General features: G+C 37.4%; 17 protein-coding genes. All 17 read right to left on the minus strand.

All coding sequences use genetic code 11. The features are described from left to right. Positions 1 to 264: 264 nt before the first annotated feature. Complete coding sequence (locus B9L23_RS07805) at positions 265 to 1,062, minus strand: LAGLIDADG family homing endonuclease (protein ID WP_089097220.1); 798 nt, start codon at positions 1,060 to 1,062, stop codon at positions 265 to 267. A 170-nt stretch (positions 1,063 to 1,232) separates the two neighbouring features. Further along, complete coding sequence (locus B9L23_RS07810; RefSeq protein WP_089097221.1) at positions 1,233 to 2,249, minus strand: phage major capsid protein; 1,017 nt, start codon at positions 2,247 to 2,249, stop codon at positions 1,233 to 1,235. A 19-nt stretch (positions 2,250 to 2,268) separates the two neighbouring features. Then, a complete protein-coding gene (locus B9L23_RS07815) occupies positions 2,269 to 3,537 on the minus strand; it encodes a hypothetical protein (protein WP_089097222.1) in 1,269 nt (422 codons plus the stop codon). A 14-nt stretch (positions 3,538 to 3,551) separates the two neighbouring features. Continuing rightward, the gene (locus B9L23_RS07820) at positions 3,552 to 5,000 is read right to left on the minus strand and encodes a hypothetical protein (protein WP_089097223.1); all 1,449 of its coding nucleotides are present in this window, start codon (positions 4,998 to 5,000) and stop codon (positions 3,552 to 3,554) included. A 1-nt stretch (position 5,001) separates the two neighbouring features. Further along, positions 5,002 to 7,212: a hypothetical protein gene (locus tag B9L23_RS07825; protein WP_089097224.1), complete on the minus strand. Its 2,211-nt coding sequence runs from the start codon at positions 7,210 to 7,212 to the stop codon at positions 5,002 to 5,004. A 96-nt stretch (positions 7,213 to 7,308) separates the two neighbouring features. Then, positions 7,309 to 8,547 (minus strand): hypothetical protein, encoded by a 1,239-nt coding sequence (locus B9L23_RS07830; protein ID WP_089097225.1) that lies wholly within the window; start codon positions 8,545 to 8,547, stop codon positions 7,309 to 7,311. A gap of 240 nt (positions 8,548 to 8,787) precedes the next feature. After that, complete coding sequence (locus B9L23_RS07835) at positions 8,788 to 9,129, minus strand: hypothetical protein (protein WP_089097226.1); 342 nt, start codon at positions 9,127 to 9,129, stop codon at positions 8,788 to 8,790. Between the two features lie 15 nt (positions 9,130 to 9,144). Next, positions 9,145 to 9,834, minus strand: coding sequence for a hypothetical protein (locus tag B9L23_RS07840; RefSeq protein ID WP_089097227.1), 690 nt, complete (start codon positions 9,832 to 9,834; stop codon positions 9,145 to 9,147). Positions 9,835 to 10,022: 188 nt separating this feature from the next. Then, complete coding sequence (locus B9L23_RS07845; protein ID WP_089097228.1) at positions 10,023 to 10,682, minus strand: hypothetical protein; 660 nt, start codon at positions 10,680 to 10,682, stop codon at positions 10,023 to 10,025. A 295-nt stretch (positions 10,683 to 10,977) separates the two neighbouring features. Then, on the minus strand, positions 10,978 to 11,190 hold the full coding sequence (locus B9L23_RS07850) for a proline/glycine betaine transporter ProP (protein ID WP_089097229.1): 213 nt from the start codon (positions 11,188 to 11,190) through the stop codon (positions 10,978 to 10,980). Between the two features lie 17 nt (positions 11,191 to 11,207). Then, positions 11,208 to 11,723 carry a terminase large subunit domain-containing protein gene (locus tag B9L23_RS07855; RefSeq protein WP_089097230.1) on the minus strand — a complete coding sequence of 172 codons (516 nt, stop codon included), beginning with the start codon at positions 11,721 to 11,723 and terminating at the stop codon, positions 11,208 to 11,210. 27 nt (positions 11,724 to 11,750) lie between these two features. Continuing rightward, positions 11,751 to 12,146, minus strand: a complete 396-nt coding sequence (locus B9L23_RS07860; RefSeq protein ID WP_089097231.1) for a hypothetical protein — start codon at positions 12,144 to 12,146, stop codon at positions 11,751 to 11,753. Positions 12,147 to 12,152: 6 nt separating this feature from the next. Further along, the gene (locus tag B9L23_RS07865) at positions 12,153 to 12,767 is read right to left on the minus strand and encodes a hypothetical protein (protein ID WP_089097232.1); all 615 of its coding nucleotides are present in this window, start codon (positions 12,765 to 12,767) and stop codon (positions 12,153 to 12,155) included. A 14-nt stretch (positions 12,768 to 12,781) separates the two neighbouring features. Further along, complete coding sequence (locus B9L23_RS07870) at positions 12,782 to 13,207, minus strand: hypothetical protein (RefSeq protein ID WP_089097233.1); 426 nt, start codon at positions 13,205 to 13,207, stop codon at positions 12,782 to 12,784. 5 nt (positions 13,208 to 13,212) lie between these two features. Next, positions 13,213 to 13,578, minus strand: a complete 366-nt coding sequence (locus tag B9L23_RS07875) for a hypothetical protein (protein ID WP_089097234.1) — start codon at positions 13,576 to 13,578, stop codon at positions 13,213 to 13,215. A 17-nt stretch (positions 13,579 to 13,595) separates the two neighbouring features. Next, the gene (locus tag B9L23_RS07880; protein WP_089097235.1) at positions 13,596 to 13,934 is read right to left on the minus strand and encodes a hypothetical protein; all 339 of its coding nucleotides are present in this window, start codon (positions 13,932 to 13,934) and stop codon (positions 13,596 to 13,598) included. A 17-nt stretch (positions 13,935 to 13,951) separates the two neighbouring features. After that, positions 13,952 to 14,725, minus strand: a complete 774-nt coding sequence (locus B9L23_RS07885) for a hypothetical protein (RefSeq protein ID WP_089097236.1) — start codon at positions 14,723 to 14,725, stop codon at positions 13,952 to 13,954. Between the last annotated feature and the right edge of the window lie 112 nt (positions 14,726 to 14,837).

The raw sequence follows: 14,837 nt of genomic DNA on the forward strand, positions 1-14,837 counted from the left end.
CGGGCGACCTTATTTTTCGCCCGCCTATTTATTTTAATTAAGATACAATTTTAATTCTTTCAGGAGCTGGATAAGATTTTTCGAATGCAATATTACGTGCTGTTGCAACGGCTTTACCTTCATTTAAAATTCCGATCAGTGTTGTTACTCCCGGAAGGCAACGGGGGATAGGTCATTTCTGCCTATCTCTGCATGTCGCCATGCAGCTCCGACTGTATCTTCATCCAATTTGCATTGGATGCTCGGCGTACAGTCTGTGAGGGGCTATATCTTTTGACTACGACGTGCCTTCTGGCGCTGATATTTCTTTCTCCATTGTTCTCTTAGCACTTCCTTTTTACAATCAGCGCACCATTTTTGACGATTGCTTGTTCGAACAATTTCTTCTCCACATCTTTTACACTTTGCTAATCCTATTCCTGCTTTAATCTCAATTGCTTCCTCGAATTTTTCTTTTTTGCGATTTAAGTATATGGTTGCATCTTTGTACATGTATCTATAAAGTGCATGAGATTCTTTTCCTCCATAATGCAACTTATAAAATCCTGGAGTATCTTCATAAATTTTTGGTATTAATTCAATTTCATCTCTTAAAACTTGCCCCAGTTTTTCTAAAAATGGTTTGCATATAGATCCAAAAAAGCTAGTTAGTTGTTTGCGATTATTTTTCTTATTATTAATTCTTACAGAACCATCTCCATCAAAGAATCCTCTAATAAAATCTTTTTCATATTCTTTAGGTATATTAGGCCAATTTAAACGCTTCGCTTTATTAGGATGGACTCCTAAATCTAAAAGTTGCTTAACTAATTTCTTGCTATTTATATATAATCCATACAATTTGCTTCCTTTATCATTACGTTCTCTTATTGGATGATTAGATCCCATTGCTTTTCTTATTTTTTGAATAGCCTCCAAATCAGCTAATTCAAAACGTATTTCATATTTCTTTTGTGGAATGTAATTAATGCAACCATCTGACATAATCCATCCTAATATATAAGCACTTTCTTCTGTCCATGTTTTAAAAAAGTTTTCATTAACTTGGTATTTTTTATTCATTTTTCCAACACCTCTAATATCATTTAAGGCACATCGTATTTAATTGTCAAAAGATAAGCTTCCCTGCGGATTGTCCCCACCTGCAAGATTGCTCTTACAGGATACCCAGGATGTCCCCGCATATAGCCGAGTGCACTTATGACATTACTGCCATAAGGGGCAATTCCGAATTAAGCAGCTACGCTTAATTCTTCATTACCATAACGTTCTTTTACTTTAATTGTTTGGATATCACGCATTGGATCATCGAATTGTTCCGTGCTTAATGGCTCTTTTTCAAGCAAGATACCAATGTTATTGCGGTCAACCACATACATATCAAATTTCTTAGTTTCATAGTTGAATGGTGCAAATGGCGTAAAGTTGATATTAATTGCAAATGGAATACGACCTTGCACTTGATCCGGTTGAATTTTTAAGTTTGTGATTTGAGATCCACCCAATGCAGCATGTGTTAAGCTATTAATAATGTCATTTTTGAAGAATACAGACCAAGTTAATGGATGCATGATAATATCCGTTGGTGTATAACCATTTGCCATAACCGCAATAAACATATCAATCAAGTCTTCTGTTGATAGAGTATTGTTATAATGCCCTTCGATATCCATACCAGTTGTACCAGCTTCCGGATATTTTTGACGAATATCATTATCAAATACAATGTGTCCGTGTTTAGAGAATTGGATAAAGATTTTTTCTTCTTTTAAACGTGCCATTGCTTCGCCAGCTTTACGGACAAGAATACCAATAACATCCCATTGAGAATCGTTGATCATTTCATCCGTTACACGGACCACCATACCGGACTTACCAACTTTCACTTCTTGAGTTCTGTGAAGTTGGAAGTCCACTGTTTCTTCGAGGTAGCTTTGAGATTCCCCGATGTCATGCGCACGCATAGCACCGATGGACGGGAATTCAATCGAACGACCTTCTGTTAAGCGCACTTTTTGAAGTAATTGCGTACCGATATATAAAGGCTCAGCTGCTTCACGCATCATGCCGGTAATTACACGAGGAATCAAAATCGATGCGTCTTGAGTTGTCAATGCCTCACGAACCGTAACTAATTCATTTTTCGGAATTTGAGTCCAGTCTTCAGAAAGATCTAACATGCGCTTCATGCGCTTTAACACGTTTAGTGATTCTTGTGAAAGTTGTAATTCTTCTAGATTGCCGAACATAATGTTGTCTCCCCTTTCATTACTTATGCAACAAGATTCTTACTGCACCCACTGAACCTTTCCAGTCCCAACCAGTAGGTACACCAGGAATTTGACCAGTTGCTTTATAAGTTGCTGTAATTTCAACAGGTGATGAACCACTTGAGTTGTCATAATCAATCACTACAAGACCAGATTCATGATGCACATAAATCGGATCGATTTTTGTTCCGTTTGCAAATACTTCTACACTGCCTTCCACTGCTGGAGTGTGTTTCAAACGGAAGTCATGACGACCTTTTTGACCTGGTTGCACATAACCGATCACTTCGTTAGTGAAAGGCACTTCAATATTTGAACCGTTCGTTAATCCCGGAATTCCTGTTGGGAAGTATTTATTTGTTTTTGTATCCCAGTTACGATATGTTTTTTCATATGGATAACCAGGGAATCCGTCTTGTGCACCAATATCTTCAGGACGGAAACCAGTTTGTTGTTTCCAATCATCTTCTGCCATATCTTGTTGTGACCAACCGACCCATTGCAACCAACCTTGCGGCGGCAGATTTGTTTCAATCGCCCATACTTGTCCAATCACTTGCTCTTGCAAGCGAGTATATTCTTTTTCCGCATCTGCTAATTCTTGTAGTGCTTCTTTCAATTCATCCAATGAAGAAGCATTTGCTGCTTTTTGTTTTGCCGCTTCAATATCTTCACGTACTTTTTCAAAATCTGCTTTAATCAAACGTCCTGTTTCATCAGACATTACATAGTCACCAGGTTTTACTGGACGTGATGGATCTACATCATAAAAAGAACCCCATTCAATTTCATAAGCATCTTCTTTTCTAGGAATGTAAGGCAATTCAATATAGATTTCGTTTTCAATAGTTGGTTGGAATCCATTGAATCCATCGATAATTTCTTCATAAAGGTTTGCATAAGCTACACCAATTGCACGGTTTGCTTTACGAATGTATGGATTTCCTTCTTTGTCCACATCCTGTACATCTACCCCACCATTTGCAAGTGTTAATACAGGACGATACACATTACCATCAAAGTCTTTAATAGTGCCGTTTTTAAAAATACCACCATCATCTGTTGCAGGAGCAACTGCACGACCTTTCGGGATTACAACCCAACCATCACCACCGAAATGATAACGGAATAGGCGTTTCAAACGTGGATCAATCAAAAACTTTTCACCAGGCGAATCATGTGTACCAGCTTGTAATTTTGTGTTCGTGCGAAAATATTGATCTTTCGTGCTTGGAATTGGACCTGCAATACCTTTAAACAATGCCATCGTGTTTCACTCCTTTATCGTCTTTTCTTCGGACTAAACATGCTTATCATTGTTTCTACAGCTTCTTTTGCAGTCATTTTTTCTTCTTGGAAAGATTCATTAGTTTGATTATCTTCTGGGGCATAACCAGGGTTTTTTACACTACCCGGCTCTGGCCGCATTTGTTTTGCTTCAGCCAACAAATCATTGTAAGTATCCGTTAAAGATTCTTTTGTTCTTGCCACATGAGCCTCAATCGCTTCTTCACGAGTAACTCCAATAACATCAGATTTACGCAAAGATAATTTTAGATCTACAACTTTTTCTGCTAATGCCCGATGTACCTCAGAAACTAAACGAGCATTCTCAGAAACTAATGTGTTATTTTCAGATTCTAATTCAGAAACACGAGATTCTAATTTAACTTTTTCCATTACTAATTTAGTAATGGTTGCTTGCATTTCAGAAACTTTACTCTCTAATTCACTAATACGTTTGTTAGCTTCCTCTAAATCTGCAACACCAGAAACTGTTTTGTTCTCTTGTACTGGAGTTGGTGAATTTTCTGGAGTGTTATTGGAATTATCTTGCACACCTTGTTGATTTTCTTGGACCGGTACTCCTTGATTTGGAGTTTGTTCTGGATTATTAGCATTTACGTTTTCTGTCGTTTTATTTTCTTTACCATCCATCCGTTTGCCACTCTCCTCTTTCACATTGCTCATTGCATCTAATAATTTTTTCACATCTTCATTTAAGTGTTCATATAAGTTTACTTCTGGATCTTGTGCGTTCTGATATAAACCTTCAGCCATTTGATACACTTGAACATGTACAGATTCTTGTGTATCACCATCATCAGTTACAATTTCTACTGTTCTGTTTCCTGCATTCTCATCAGCAGGAGTATTTACATAACTTACTTCACGACCATAAGTAGTTCCAATAATAAAGTGACAAGTTTGATCTTCATATTTTTCTCCTGGCCAGTGATCACACCATTCTTGTGTGCGATCCGTTCCACAAATGTTGCATATTACTTTGTCTGTGGAAGCACCAATCGAAACCGTTTGATAGCGGCCATCTAATACTTTTTCAATAGCATCCGGATCTGTAATTTCACAAGTGAAAATCAATCCTGGTTTACCTGACAATGTTTTTTCAGAGTACTCTGCTTTCAAAATACGACCAATTGGCTCTCCATTATATTCATTATGATGTGTTAAAACCGGCTTATTATATGGATGTGTCCAAGAGGATAAGCCCGCTTTTAATCCTTCTTCTGTGTAGTAAGTATAGTTTTTAGTACGGCCAACATGGATGGCTTCCATTGTGACAATCAATTTGCGTTTTTTGCCTTTGGCAGATTCGTTTAATATTTTGACATTCTCTTGACTAATCTTTGCAACCGTATTTACTCGTTCTTCAATTGCATCTTTAGGAATCAGTTTCTTGGCCAAATGCTCTTTAAGCGTGTATTTCATCTCACATTTCACCTCCTTCTAAAACTGCTTTTAACTCACATTCACAATTTGGATGCCATGGAGGTATCTTATAAAACACGGAAACTTCATCTAAATCAGAAAGCTGTTTCAATTCCATCAACCCTTTTGCTTTTTCCTTGCAACTCGAACATTCTTCCCCTGTATATACGACCTTTGCTTTATTTACTCCATAATTCATAATGGACAACGCATATCCGTAATTGTAACTGCGAGCTACTAATACCTTGGCAATCGTTCGAATTTTAAACCGCATCGACTCAAAAACGCCTTTAATAATTAGAGTAGCTTCACTTAAATTTTCAGCACCTTCTAACCTTTCTTCGAGCAATGAAATAATCTGCTTCTTTAAATTACTCAGTGATTCTTGTGTATACATATGAATTGTTTGCAAAGCTAACGAATGTTTAAACGATGGCTCGTTCTTTCTATCCAGATCGTCTTTTGCATTAGCAACTCCTTGCTTAAAAACGACTTCTGCATATTTCCTAATTGCGCTTTCCATTTGCTTAGTACCAAAATGCAATGAACCAAATAAGCCTTTCGTATCTTTTAACGGGTAAGTCATTTTACTTTGTTGTTGCTTAAAATAATCTATTGTATCTTGCTCTATGTCGAAATACATTTCTTCTAGTTTCTGAATGAGATGCTGATATTCTTCATCTGAAACATGATCCATTACATTTTCTTGAAGCTTTTTATCATCACTTGATTTGTTTTCTTTGATCACTTGAGTAGGAGTTGCTTTATCATAAAAATATTTTTGATGAATCTCTCGAACACGTTCAGTAGCTCGCTTTGGTCCTATTCGCTTGCCATTTTGATTTTCTGGCTGATTTTTATTATCAGCTTCTTTTGATGTGGCAGCACCAATCATATTGAAATGCAATCTTGATTCATCTGCTACTGGATCCATACCCATATTAATTCGAGTTTCTTCCCATGTTTGAATATTGTTATTGAATTTAAAGACTTCGTGAGTTTCTTTAGCAATTTTGCGTTCAAGCTCTATTTCATTAAAGACAAAGTTTACATCAAATTCTGGATTCACAATCGGGTCAAATCCACCTTCAACAAGAAGTTCATCAATAATGTACTTGTCAATTTGCATCATAATTGTCTGTTGAAGTCCTTTTACCCGGTCCGCTTTAATACCAGTCATTGCATCTGCAGTAGATCGATTGGCTGTATCTCCACGTCCAAAATCTACTTGCGATAAACCTAATCCTGAAAAGACACGGTTCTCAAAATACTCTAAATAAGGCTTTCCATCGATTGGATTAATATCAACTGCTTCTACATCATGTCGTTCAGGTAATACAATTGCACCATCTGTCGGCATATCTTCAATAATTGCTCGCAATTCTTCCAGTTCCTCATCTGTTGCTTCCCATCCTGGTTCGGCTAAACCAACTTTATACTTCAAAAGCGGAAAGATGTGTCGATATAGCAATAAAGCCGCATTCTCTTCTACTTTTCGTAAAAGCCGAACATCTTCTAATACAGGAGCTAACCAAGGATCGCCAAACGCCTTTCCTGGAGGAACATTGACTTTGATATGAATAATATCTTCTGGCCTAAATTCAATTGGTTTGCTTGCTCCTTGCACTTCCTGTCTATATTTAACGATATTTCCGTTTTGATCCCTTGCTATTTGCATGGTTTGAGGAGGTAAACGAAAATATCCGGCAACAGGATCTTTTGCAGGAGGAACAGCCATCACTGATATGCCAGGTGGCAATCCTTGTCCATTTTTTGCTCTCGCTTTTACGATAAAGCAATTAGAATATCGAACAATATCTCTCGCAATACCTTGAAATAATTCTTCTGTCGGGATTCCTGTAGCAATAGCCATCATATCTAAACGCAACTTCACATACTGAAGTGATTGATCATTTTTACCTTGCAAAGTCCATCCAGATTTAAATATTAACTCTTCGTATTTCATTACACTTTGCATTAAATATGAATCCCGTTTAATAGCTTGGTCGATGATATTGAAATCCGCTTCCGGAGTTTCAAAGTTATCTCGACCTCCGCCGCCAGAAGCATTCGTCAACTGATAACCGACACGTTTAACTTGTATTGCTTTCGGGTCCCTAGAAAAGGATCCTACTTTTCCGCCACTTCTACCGCCAGAGGGTGCATTCTTGACTCTCAAATTTTTCATCACTTGGAATAACCATTTGGCCAAGAATGTCTCCCCCTTTCTCATCTAAATCCGGTGAAACACATTACAAACAAATTCACTCATATTATACATGATGATGAACAAATATTACGAAGTCGCTCATTCTTCATAACCGTTTGCCTTTACATATTTTTCAATCCATTCATCTGTTATCTCACTCGTTTCTTGCAAATCCTCAATTATTCTCAAAAATAATCGAATTTGCTCCTTTTTTTGAAGATAGGCAATTTGTTCATAGTAGAAAACTGCTTCTTTTCTATAAAATTTCAATAAATCCATCATGCTATCTTCATATTGTTCTTTGCTTCGCTTTATAGCATTCACCATCAAACTTGCAAAAATGTCTAATGTTCTACTTGCAGATTCTACTTGATCGTATAGCCATGTACGTATAGGATCCGTTGCATTGCGAGTAATGCGCTGGAATAAATAGTGTTTCTCTGATAAAAATGTCTCTTTTATATCATCAATAAATGCGTATTTCCCTTTTAATGACTGAAGCTTTTCTTTATACTGACGGAACAATAAAAGCAAATGGATTTTTGCAGTAGATAAATCAGGGAGCATAGATAATTGTTTTAGGAAATAGCGCATATCTCCATCAATCAAAGAAATAGGATGTTCCACAAGGATTTTTGCTTGTTGTACTACCTCTGAAAACATCAGATACCGGTTTTGATGAATAAAAGAAACATCAGCTAATGTCGTATGCAGTCTTTCATATACACGCTTTTCTTCTTCCAGCCTGTTAATTTCCGTCTCTGCTGCTTCATCGATTTCATCTGAAAGCTCTAAATAAATTGCCGCTATCTCATTTTCTTTCTTTTCCCATTCTGAAATTGAATCTAGCTCTGCTTGTTCAATCTCATCGATATTCGTTTTATCGGTTAATTGTGTGCGGAAATATTGATCTAAAAATGTCATTCGAACAGAAATAGATTTCCCCATGCGAAACAACATTCCATACAATTCAAAATCACCTGAATCTGTATGACTACTATGCTGATTTTCTATTTCTAATAATTCATAGATGTTTTTAGAAGATGTTTGAAGAGCTTGGACAAATCCCTTAAATGCCGGATCATTCGAATTGCGTTCTTCTATTTTGGATAATAATGACTGTATTTCATCATATAATTCTTGGTAATTCATTAATGCTTTAGAAAGACGAAATTCTCTAGAACGCTCAATCATATTTAGTGTGTCAGGCAGTATCTGATATTCTGATGTTTTTTCCGGAAACTCAATATTAACTTCTGGATCAATTAATTCTCGTTCATAAGGCGTATCAATTCCTTTATCTCCAAAAAATTCATCCTTCATTTGCATTTCATCCATGTATCATCACTCCATTGATAATATGTATCACAATACACATATATTATAACAGAAATAGCGCAGCATAAGCTGCGCTTCATAAGGGGAAAGAGATGAAAGATGAGCCAAGCCAATAAAGGAGATAGGGGATTTGATTTTTTGCCTTCCACCCACATGGAACATAATTCAAAACGCAATAATGCGGACCAGTAATTCAAAACATGTGGGGACAACGCATTACTTCAGGTATTCCCAAAATTTTTATTTATCTGCTAATTTTTTAATCATCCAGTCTTCAGCTAAAATATCTTCAACAGCAAATTCAAGATAAGATATTATTTTTCCATCATAAATCATGGCAAATCGATATCGTTTTTCTTTTGAATTCTCATCTACTACTAACTTATAACTATATCCACCAAGTTCTTTATATTCATCATCCATTTTACTTGCTCGAATTAATTCATGACCTTCTTTAAATAACATAATTGCAACACCAAAATCAAATTGAACTTGTTGTTCAAACATTTCTTCTACTGTTAATCCATATAATCCATTCTCTAACATTTTCTTTTCACATTCTTGACACAAATGAAATTCCATCAAGCTCAACTCCTTTTAAAATTTTGATCTAGAGAAAGACGACATTTTTGTGCTTCCTCTTCTTCCCCATGCATTATTTTTTCTTTTACTATATCCTAACGGAACTTTCACCCAATGCCAACGTGGATTATCTCTTGGCTCACGTTCTCTTTGAGGTCTTACAGGTCTATAAATGTCACGTTCTCCACCAAACACTTTTTCCTTTAGACTTTCTTCTGTTTTCGGCTTAAATGGAATCACTTTTCGTGCAATATGCACTTCTTCTAAGATTTTTGTAATATTCGGAAACTCAAGGGTAAATCCTAAAATCGTCAACATAAATGCATCTAAAGCATGTTCATTTTCAGATGTATAAATTGGCCTTCCGTTTTGGGTTACACGAACCACTTGATAGTCCATCATTTGTTTCCAAATCATATCATCAAATGGAGACAATACAATTTGTCCACGTTCTAATAAAATCGATGTTTGATTCACCATAAAGTTTTTCGCATCTTTTTTATCGATTTCACGAGTTGCTGGATCTCGAATTTCAATGCTTTGAGAGAATTGAATACGTTTGACTTTATGTTTCAATCCACTTTCTGGATGTTCAAGCCCATATTTGTGCAACATTTCAATTTGATATTCCAGTTGTGTTATCGCATGGCTTTTTATCCATGCTTCTACAGGTTTCCCTGCAGCTCGGCGTACATTTTCACCCACCGACCTTTACGGTTTGGGTGGGGCGGCCTCTTGGTGGTATTATATTCTCTCCGTATGGAGAGGTTCAACCACTACGCTCTGCCCCTGACTAGGGTGTTACTCCTAGCCTTCGGTTCGGGTGGCCATATCCAATAAGGACTTAGGCTTCCCCGCTTAATTCCGCCCTTATAATCTAATGTGTTTCCACATTAGACGGCAATTTTCTTACCATGCCCTGCATCAACATAAATAAACTTCGGATCATAAATCTCATTCAACTCGATAATCTTTCTGACTGCATTATCATATGTGAATTCACCACGAGGAATTTCTACACGGTTGGCCACTCTAAACTTTTTCAATAACTCATCAAATTCTGTGATAACAATTTGAGTAGCCTCATTGAATTTATCCCAATCGACCCCGATTATACGTATAGCTGGTGGTGCCGGATTTTTACGTGTATATGGGCCAAAATACACAATCTTATCCATATCATAACCTTGTTTCTTATACATCTCTATTTCATATGCGTTTAATTCACGATAAGTATATAAATATTGAGATTTTGCTCGTTCAACTGCTTGCTTATTAAACACACCGATTGTTTCTTCACCGAATTCTGCTAATACTTCATGAATATAACCTTGTTCCGTCATTGTTGCACGAAGCTCTGCTTCCATTTTTTCATCCCAATCCGGATTCACCATAGATGGGAAGTGATATGCTTTATAACCAGTATCAGGATTCGTGCAAATTTCATAGAAAAAGTCACGTTTACCAGTTGGAGTGGAAGAACACCAAATACCAATACGTTTTGGATCCTCTAAAGCAATCGCAGTAATAGCGTCAATACCAGCACGGGACATGTAATCACATTCCGTTGCCTTGCGTGGCTCGCTACGCCACTCTCCCCTTTCGAGGAGGACGAGACTATCTCATCATCTCTCCATTTCTGGAGGATGTCGGGCGCTTCGAGATGCCAATCGCTTGCATCCCTACTCCCACAAGGGGATAGTCTTTGCACCTTCCCAACATGCGTGTCTCACGACATGACATGTGGGCTTGGCTCAGGGTTAGCATAGACAAAATGTCCTTAGCCTTCCCTGAATTCACCCGATTTGCTACACATGATTACTCATGTGAGGGACAATTGTTATTTCATCAAGGCCATCGATTTAATAAATCTTGATTTTGTTGAAGCATCTTAGAAATATCATCATCAACATTTGGAATATTTTTCATAGCCCTTGTCATTCGTTGGTTATGTTGTTGTAATTGATGTAATGCTTCATATTGTTTCTGTACATGACTAGTTGCATTATGAATTGGATTAAATGCTTGATTTGAACGCAATCTTCTTAGAAAACCAAACATATTAATCACTTCCTTTTTTATCTTGATGAAATAACAATGTTATCCAAAAAAATCCAATCTGCTCTTTGTCCCCGTACTGACGCTCCAGCTTGTCCATCATTAGCTCCAGCAGTGAATCCCATAATTCGAGAACCATTATGAAATTCAATGATAAACGGGTTTTTTGTTCGAGATTTCAATCCTTCTGTTAATTCATCACAATCATCAATAAACTCATTCAATCTCATAAAAATTAATCGAACTTGGTGCTCATAAGGTGCAGTAACTAATAAACGAGCATTTTTGTGATGAAACGCATACCATAGACAAAACACACAAAGCGTCTCTGTTTTTCCAACACGTCTACCCATGCGAATGGCTAAACGCCGCTCACCTTTCATAATATCGTCAATAATCATCTTTTGATACCAACGTGCTTTCCATGGTCGGCCTTTTGGATCTTTTAACTTCCAATACGCCCATTTTACTGGATCGGATCGTATCTCTAATTCTAATTGTTCTAAGTCATCTTCTCGTACACTAGCAAGATTCACCAAATCACCCCTTCATATTACTGAACATTAATCGTTTGCCGCATCAATTGCTGCCCCTAACAATCCTCCAGCAAGAATTGCTCCACCATAAGCTAATCCTTTTCCTTTCCACCCCCTAAACATTTTTGCGTATCTTCTTTGTGCTGGGCCTAATTCTACTTTCGGAGTTTCTGGTTGATGCACTGACACTAATGCTGTAGTAGGGGTTCCATTAATACTTCCTGGAGGAGCCGGTAAAGCTAATCTCGGTTTCAGTCTTGACTCAACAAAAGCATCACGAGCTTTATTGTATTCTCTTTTTGCTGACGCATTCATGATGCCTTGTGTAATCCCCATACCTGCCGCTCCTGCTAATGCTCCATATATAATGCCATTACCTATGCCATCATCTACTCGAAAATAAGGCTCATTGGATTGTAACATATTACTTCACTCCCTATTTTCATCATAATAATGATCAATTAATGCGCCAGCGGCGACTCCTAATAATGCGGCTCCACCTAATAATCCTGCTTTTCCTTTCCAACTGCTTAAATGCTTTGCATAGAACGAATTTTTCATTGCTGTTTCCACATAACTAGGATCTGCATATTTACCGTATCTTTCTTGAAGTCGATCAAATTTTTTATTTAATCGATTAATTGCTCTTTCATGACGTTTATCAATGGAATTTAATTGATTTTGCAAATATCTTCTTTGATTCTCATTCATTTGGGTAATAATTGCATTTTTCAAACGTGTTAATCTTCCGTCATTAGGAGCAGAAATAGGATTTTGCAATGAGTTCATTCGATTTACAATATTATCAACTTGCTGGCTGTAATATTGATTTGTATCAGAAACTTTTTGTCGAATTGCTTGTTGTCGCTCTTCCAGTTCGTTTCTCATTTTTTCTGCTCTTTGGGGGATTCCTTTCATCATTGCGTATGAGATCCCCATTGTTGCTCCTCCAGCCGCAATTCCAATGCCAGCTCCCCATAATGCGCCATTTAACATCCCTTCATCAACACGCTGATATGGTTCATTCGCATATAAATAAGCCATGTATTTCACCTGCCTTAATACACTCGCTGTGCATTTCTTGCATGATTAGTCATACTTGCCGCTAATTGAGAACGAGCACTAACAATTTGATTAATTCCATGATTCATCATCATTTGCTGTGCTTGTGTAGATTGAAAATTACCACCAAATTGTGATCGTTGCTGATTTAAGGCAGCTCGTTTTTGATCAATCCAATTTGCGATCATAGGAACTGCTTGAGCGGCTGTAAACCCAAGACTTAATCCAACTGCTCCTACCATTCCGCCTGGAACCATTGCCCATAATGCATTAGTAAATAATGCTTTGCCAACTGCAACTGGAACAGATTCTCCTTCTTTAATACGCATATAAGAATCTAATCCAACTGCGGCATATCCTAACGGTCCATTTAATCGTTGAATCAATCCCCTACTATTCGTTGGTTCTTTTGCTGTTGCCATGCTCATCACCCGCCATGTCGTAATTTATGCAAAGCAAATACTAAATCACCACTAACTTCTATTCCTGGGCCGACATTTCCACCATATGCAGTGTATCCTTGCATATCTCCTCTAGTGCCAGGCAATGATTCCACATCTTGCTCTTTCGCTATTTCTCCCAATATATTCAGTGGAGTTTGGTAAATCTGATATCCACCATAACTCAATAAACCAATAGCAGCTGCTCCACCTGCAACCGCTTTAGTTTTGCCGCCAGCTTCATAACCTGTCCACAAATTATCAATGGATCGCCGACCGGTATATCTAAACCATGTGTCGTTCCAATCCATCTCCTTTTTTAACCCTTTTAAAAAACGTCTTACTTTATACATCATAAATCCCCCTATCTCTAAATAAGCGGAATTCCTACAATATCGCTTTCTCCAGTTTTATTCCGATACATCGATCCACCACTCAATGCACGATATGCCCCATCAATTCCAACATAAGCAGTTCCACCAATAATTCCGATCCGCTTCCAATCTAATGTGCCTGGACCGAATCCGCCTTGTTGCTTAAATGCTTGAATATCTCCTACCTGATCAAATGCTCTTCGTGCTTTTTCTGTTCGAATCGCATAACTCAATGGCACTTCATTATACCAAGTTCTTTTTAAATCTCGGCCGATTTCCTTATATGTTTGTTTAATGGCATTCCATCCATTGATGGCCAAATTACTTCTCATCATGATGGATTCGCCCCCTTTTATTCTTCTTCTGAATAATCGATTGGTTCTACTTCAATCGTATCTTTTGTCACTGTTTCCTTCATCATAGATGAGGATCGATCCAGGTATTTCTGTTTTCTTTCTTCTTCTGTTGCTTCAATTTCTTTCATATCTTGAAGCACTTTTAGCATTTCTGCCGCTCTTTCGGACGGATCGTGAGTTACCGTTAATTTCATACCCTCTTTATCTTTTCGTGTCGAATTCAATAATTGGAATGTTTTATTTTTTCTTGCTATGAGTTTTTCTTTATATTCTGTCAATGGGTGTAACTCTTGTTTCGTGATTCGTTCTCCTTCTTCTGTCATTCCAACAGTATTATGAATAATATAGTCAGCATCCCATGCCATTTTGTTGTCACAACGAAGTAGTGCAATATCAGCATCTACTAGATCTTTAATCATCATCAAATCTACCGTATCAGAAGGCTTTGGATTGTCTGGATCAATTCCAAAATGTTCACAATAACGATGGAACAAATCTTCTAATGCCGCAATTTCAATCGGACATTTTTCTCCATAAGGAGCTTTATCCATTTCCACTAATGGACATGAATGTGCATAAGGACATCCTTGACCTTTACAAATAATCGGCACAGATGCATATAATCCATGTTTTGTTTTTCTTAATCTACGTGCTATTTCAATTGCTTCTACAGCTTTAGGATTTCGTGTCCAAGCAGAATGATCCCATTGTTTTGCTGCTTGCGAAACAGCGGCTAATCCAGCTTCTGTTTTTGGACCTCGTTTTCCCATGATATTTCCCTCCTTATAAAAAATAAGGGATAATAAGGGATACTGTTACGTCTCCCTTATCCCAGTCGGTGCTATTTGGATCAAACAGTATCCCCTATCCATCATTGTACTG

It is taken from the genome of Parageobacillus galactosidasius (genome assembly GCF_002217735.1).
GTDB classification, from domain to species: Bacteria; Bacillota; Bacilli; order Bacillales; family Anoxybacillaceae; genus Parageobacillus_B; species Parageobacillus_B toebii.

Bases quoted from the DNA above. Each gene is read 5' to 3' on its own strand.
- B9L23_RS07885 (WP_089097236.1), bottom strand. From the start codon at position 14,725: ATGGGAAAACGAGGTCCAAAAACAGAAGCTGGATTAGCCGCTGTTTCG.
- B9L23_RS07850 (WP_089097229.1), bottom strand. From the start codon at position 11,190: ATGTTTGGTTTTCTAAGAAGATTGCGTTCAAATCAAGCATTTAATCCA.
- B9L23_RS07805 (WP_089097220.1), bottom strand. From the start codon at position 1,062: ATGAATAAAAAATACCAAGTTAATGAAAACTTTTTTAAAACATGGACA.
- B9L23_RS07810 (WP_089097221.1), bottom strand. From the start codon at position 2,249: ATGTTCGGCAATCTAGAAGAATTACAACTTTCACAAGAATCACTAAAC.
- B9L23_RS07820 (WP_089097223.1), bottom strand. From the start codon at position 5,000: ATGAAATACACGCTTAAAGAGCATTTGGCCAAGAAACTGATTCCTAAA.
- B9L23_RS07815 (WP_089097222.1), bottom strand. From the start codon at position 3,537: ATGGCATTGTTTAAAGGTATTGCAGGTCCAATTCCAAGCACGAAAGAT.
- B9L23_RS07845 (WP_089097228.1), bottom strand. From the start codon at position 10,682: ATGTCCCGTGCTGGTATTGACGCTATTACTGCGATTGCTTTAGAGGAT.
- B9L23_RS07830 (WP_089097225.1), bottom strand. From the start codon at position 8,547: ATGGATGAAATGCAAATGAAGGATGAATTTTTTGGAGATAAAGGAATT.
- B9L23_RS07860 (WP_089097231.1), bottom strand. From the start codon at position 12,146: ATGTTACAATCCAATGAGCCTTATTTTCGAGTAGATGATGGCATAGGT.
- B9L23_RS07865 (WP_089097232.1), bottom strand. From the start codon at position 12,767: ATGGCTTATTTATATGCGAATGAACCATATCAGCGTGTTGATGAAGGG.
- B9L23_RS07835 (WP_089097226.1), bottom strand. From the start codon at position 9,129: ATGGAATTTCATTTGTGTCAAGAATGTGAAAAGAAAATGTTAGAGAAT.
- B9L23_RS07875 (WP_089097234.1), bottom strand. From the start codon at position 13,578: ATGTATAAAGTAAGACGTTTTTTAAAAGGGTTAAAAAAGGAGATGGAT.
- B9L23_RS07880 (WP_089097235.1), bottom strand. From the start codon at position 13,934: ATGATGAGAAGTAATTTGGCCATCAATGGATGGAATGCCATTAAACAA.
- B9L23_RS07870 (WP_089097233.1), bottom strand. From the start codon at position 13,207: ATGGCAACAGCAAAAGAACCAACGAATAGTAGGGGATTGATTCAACGA.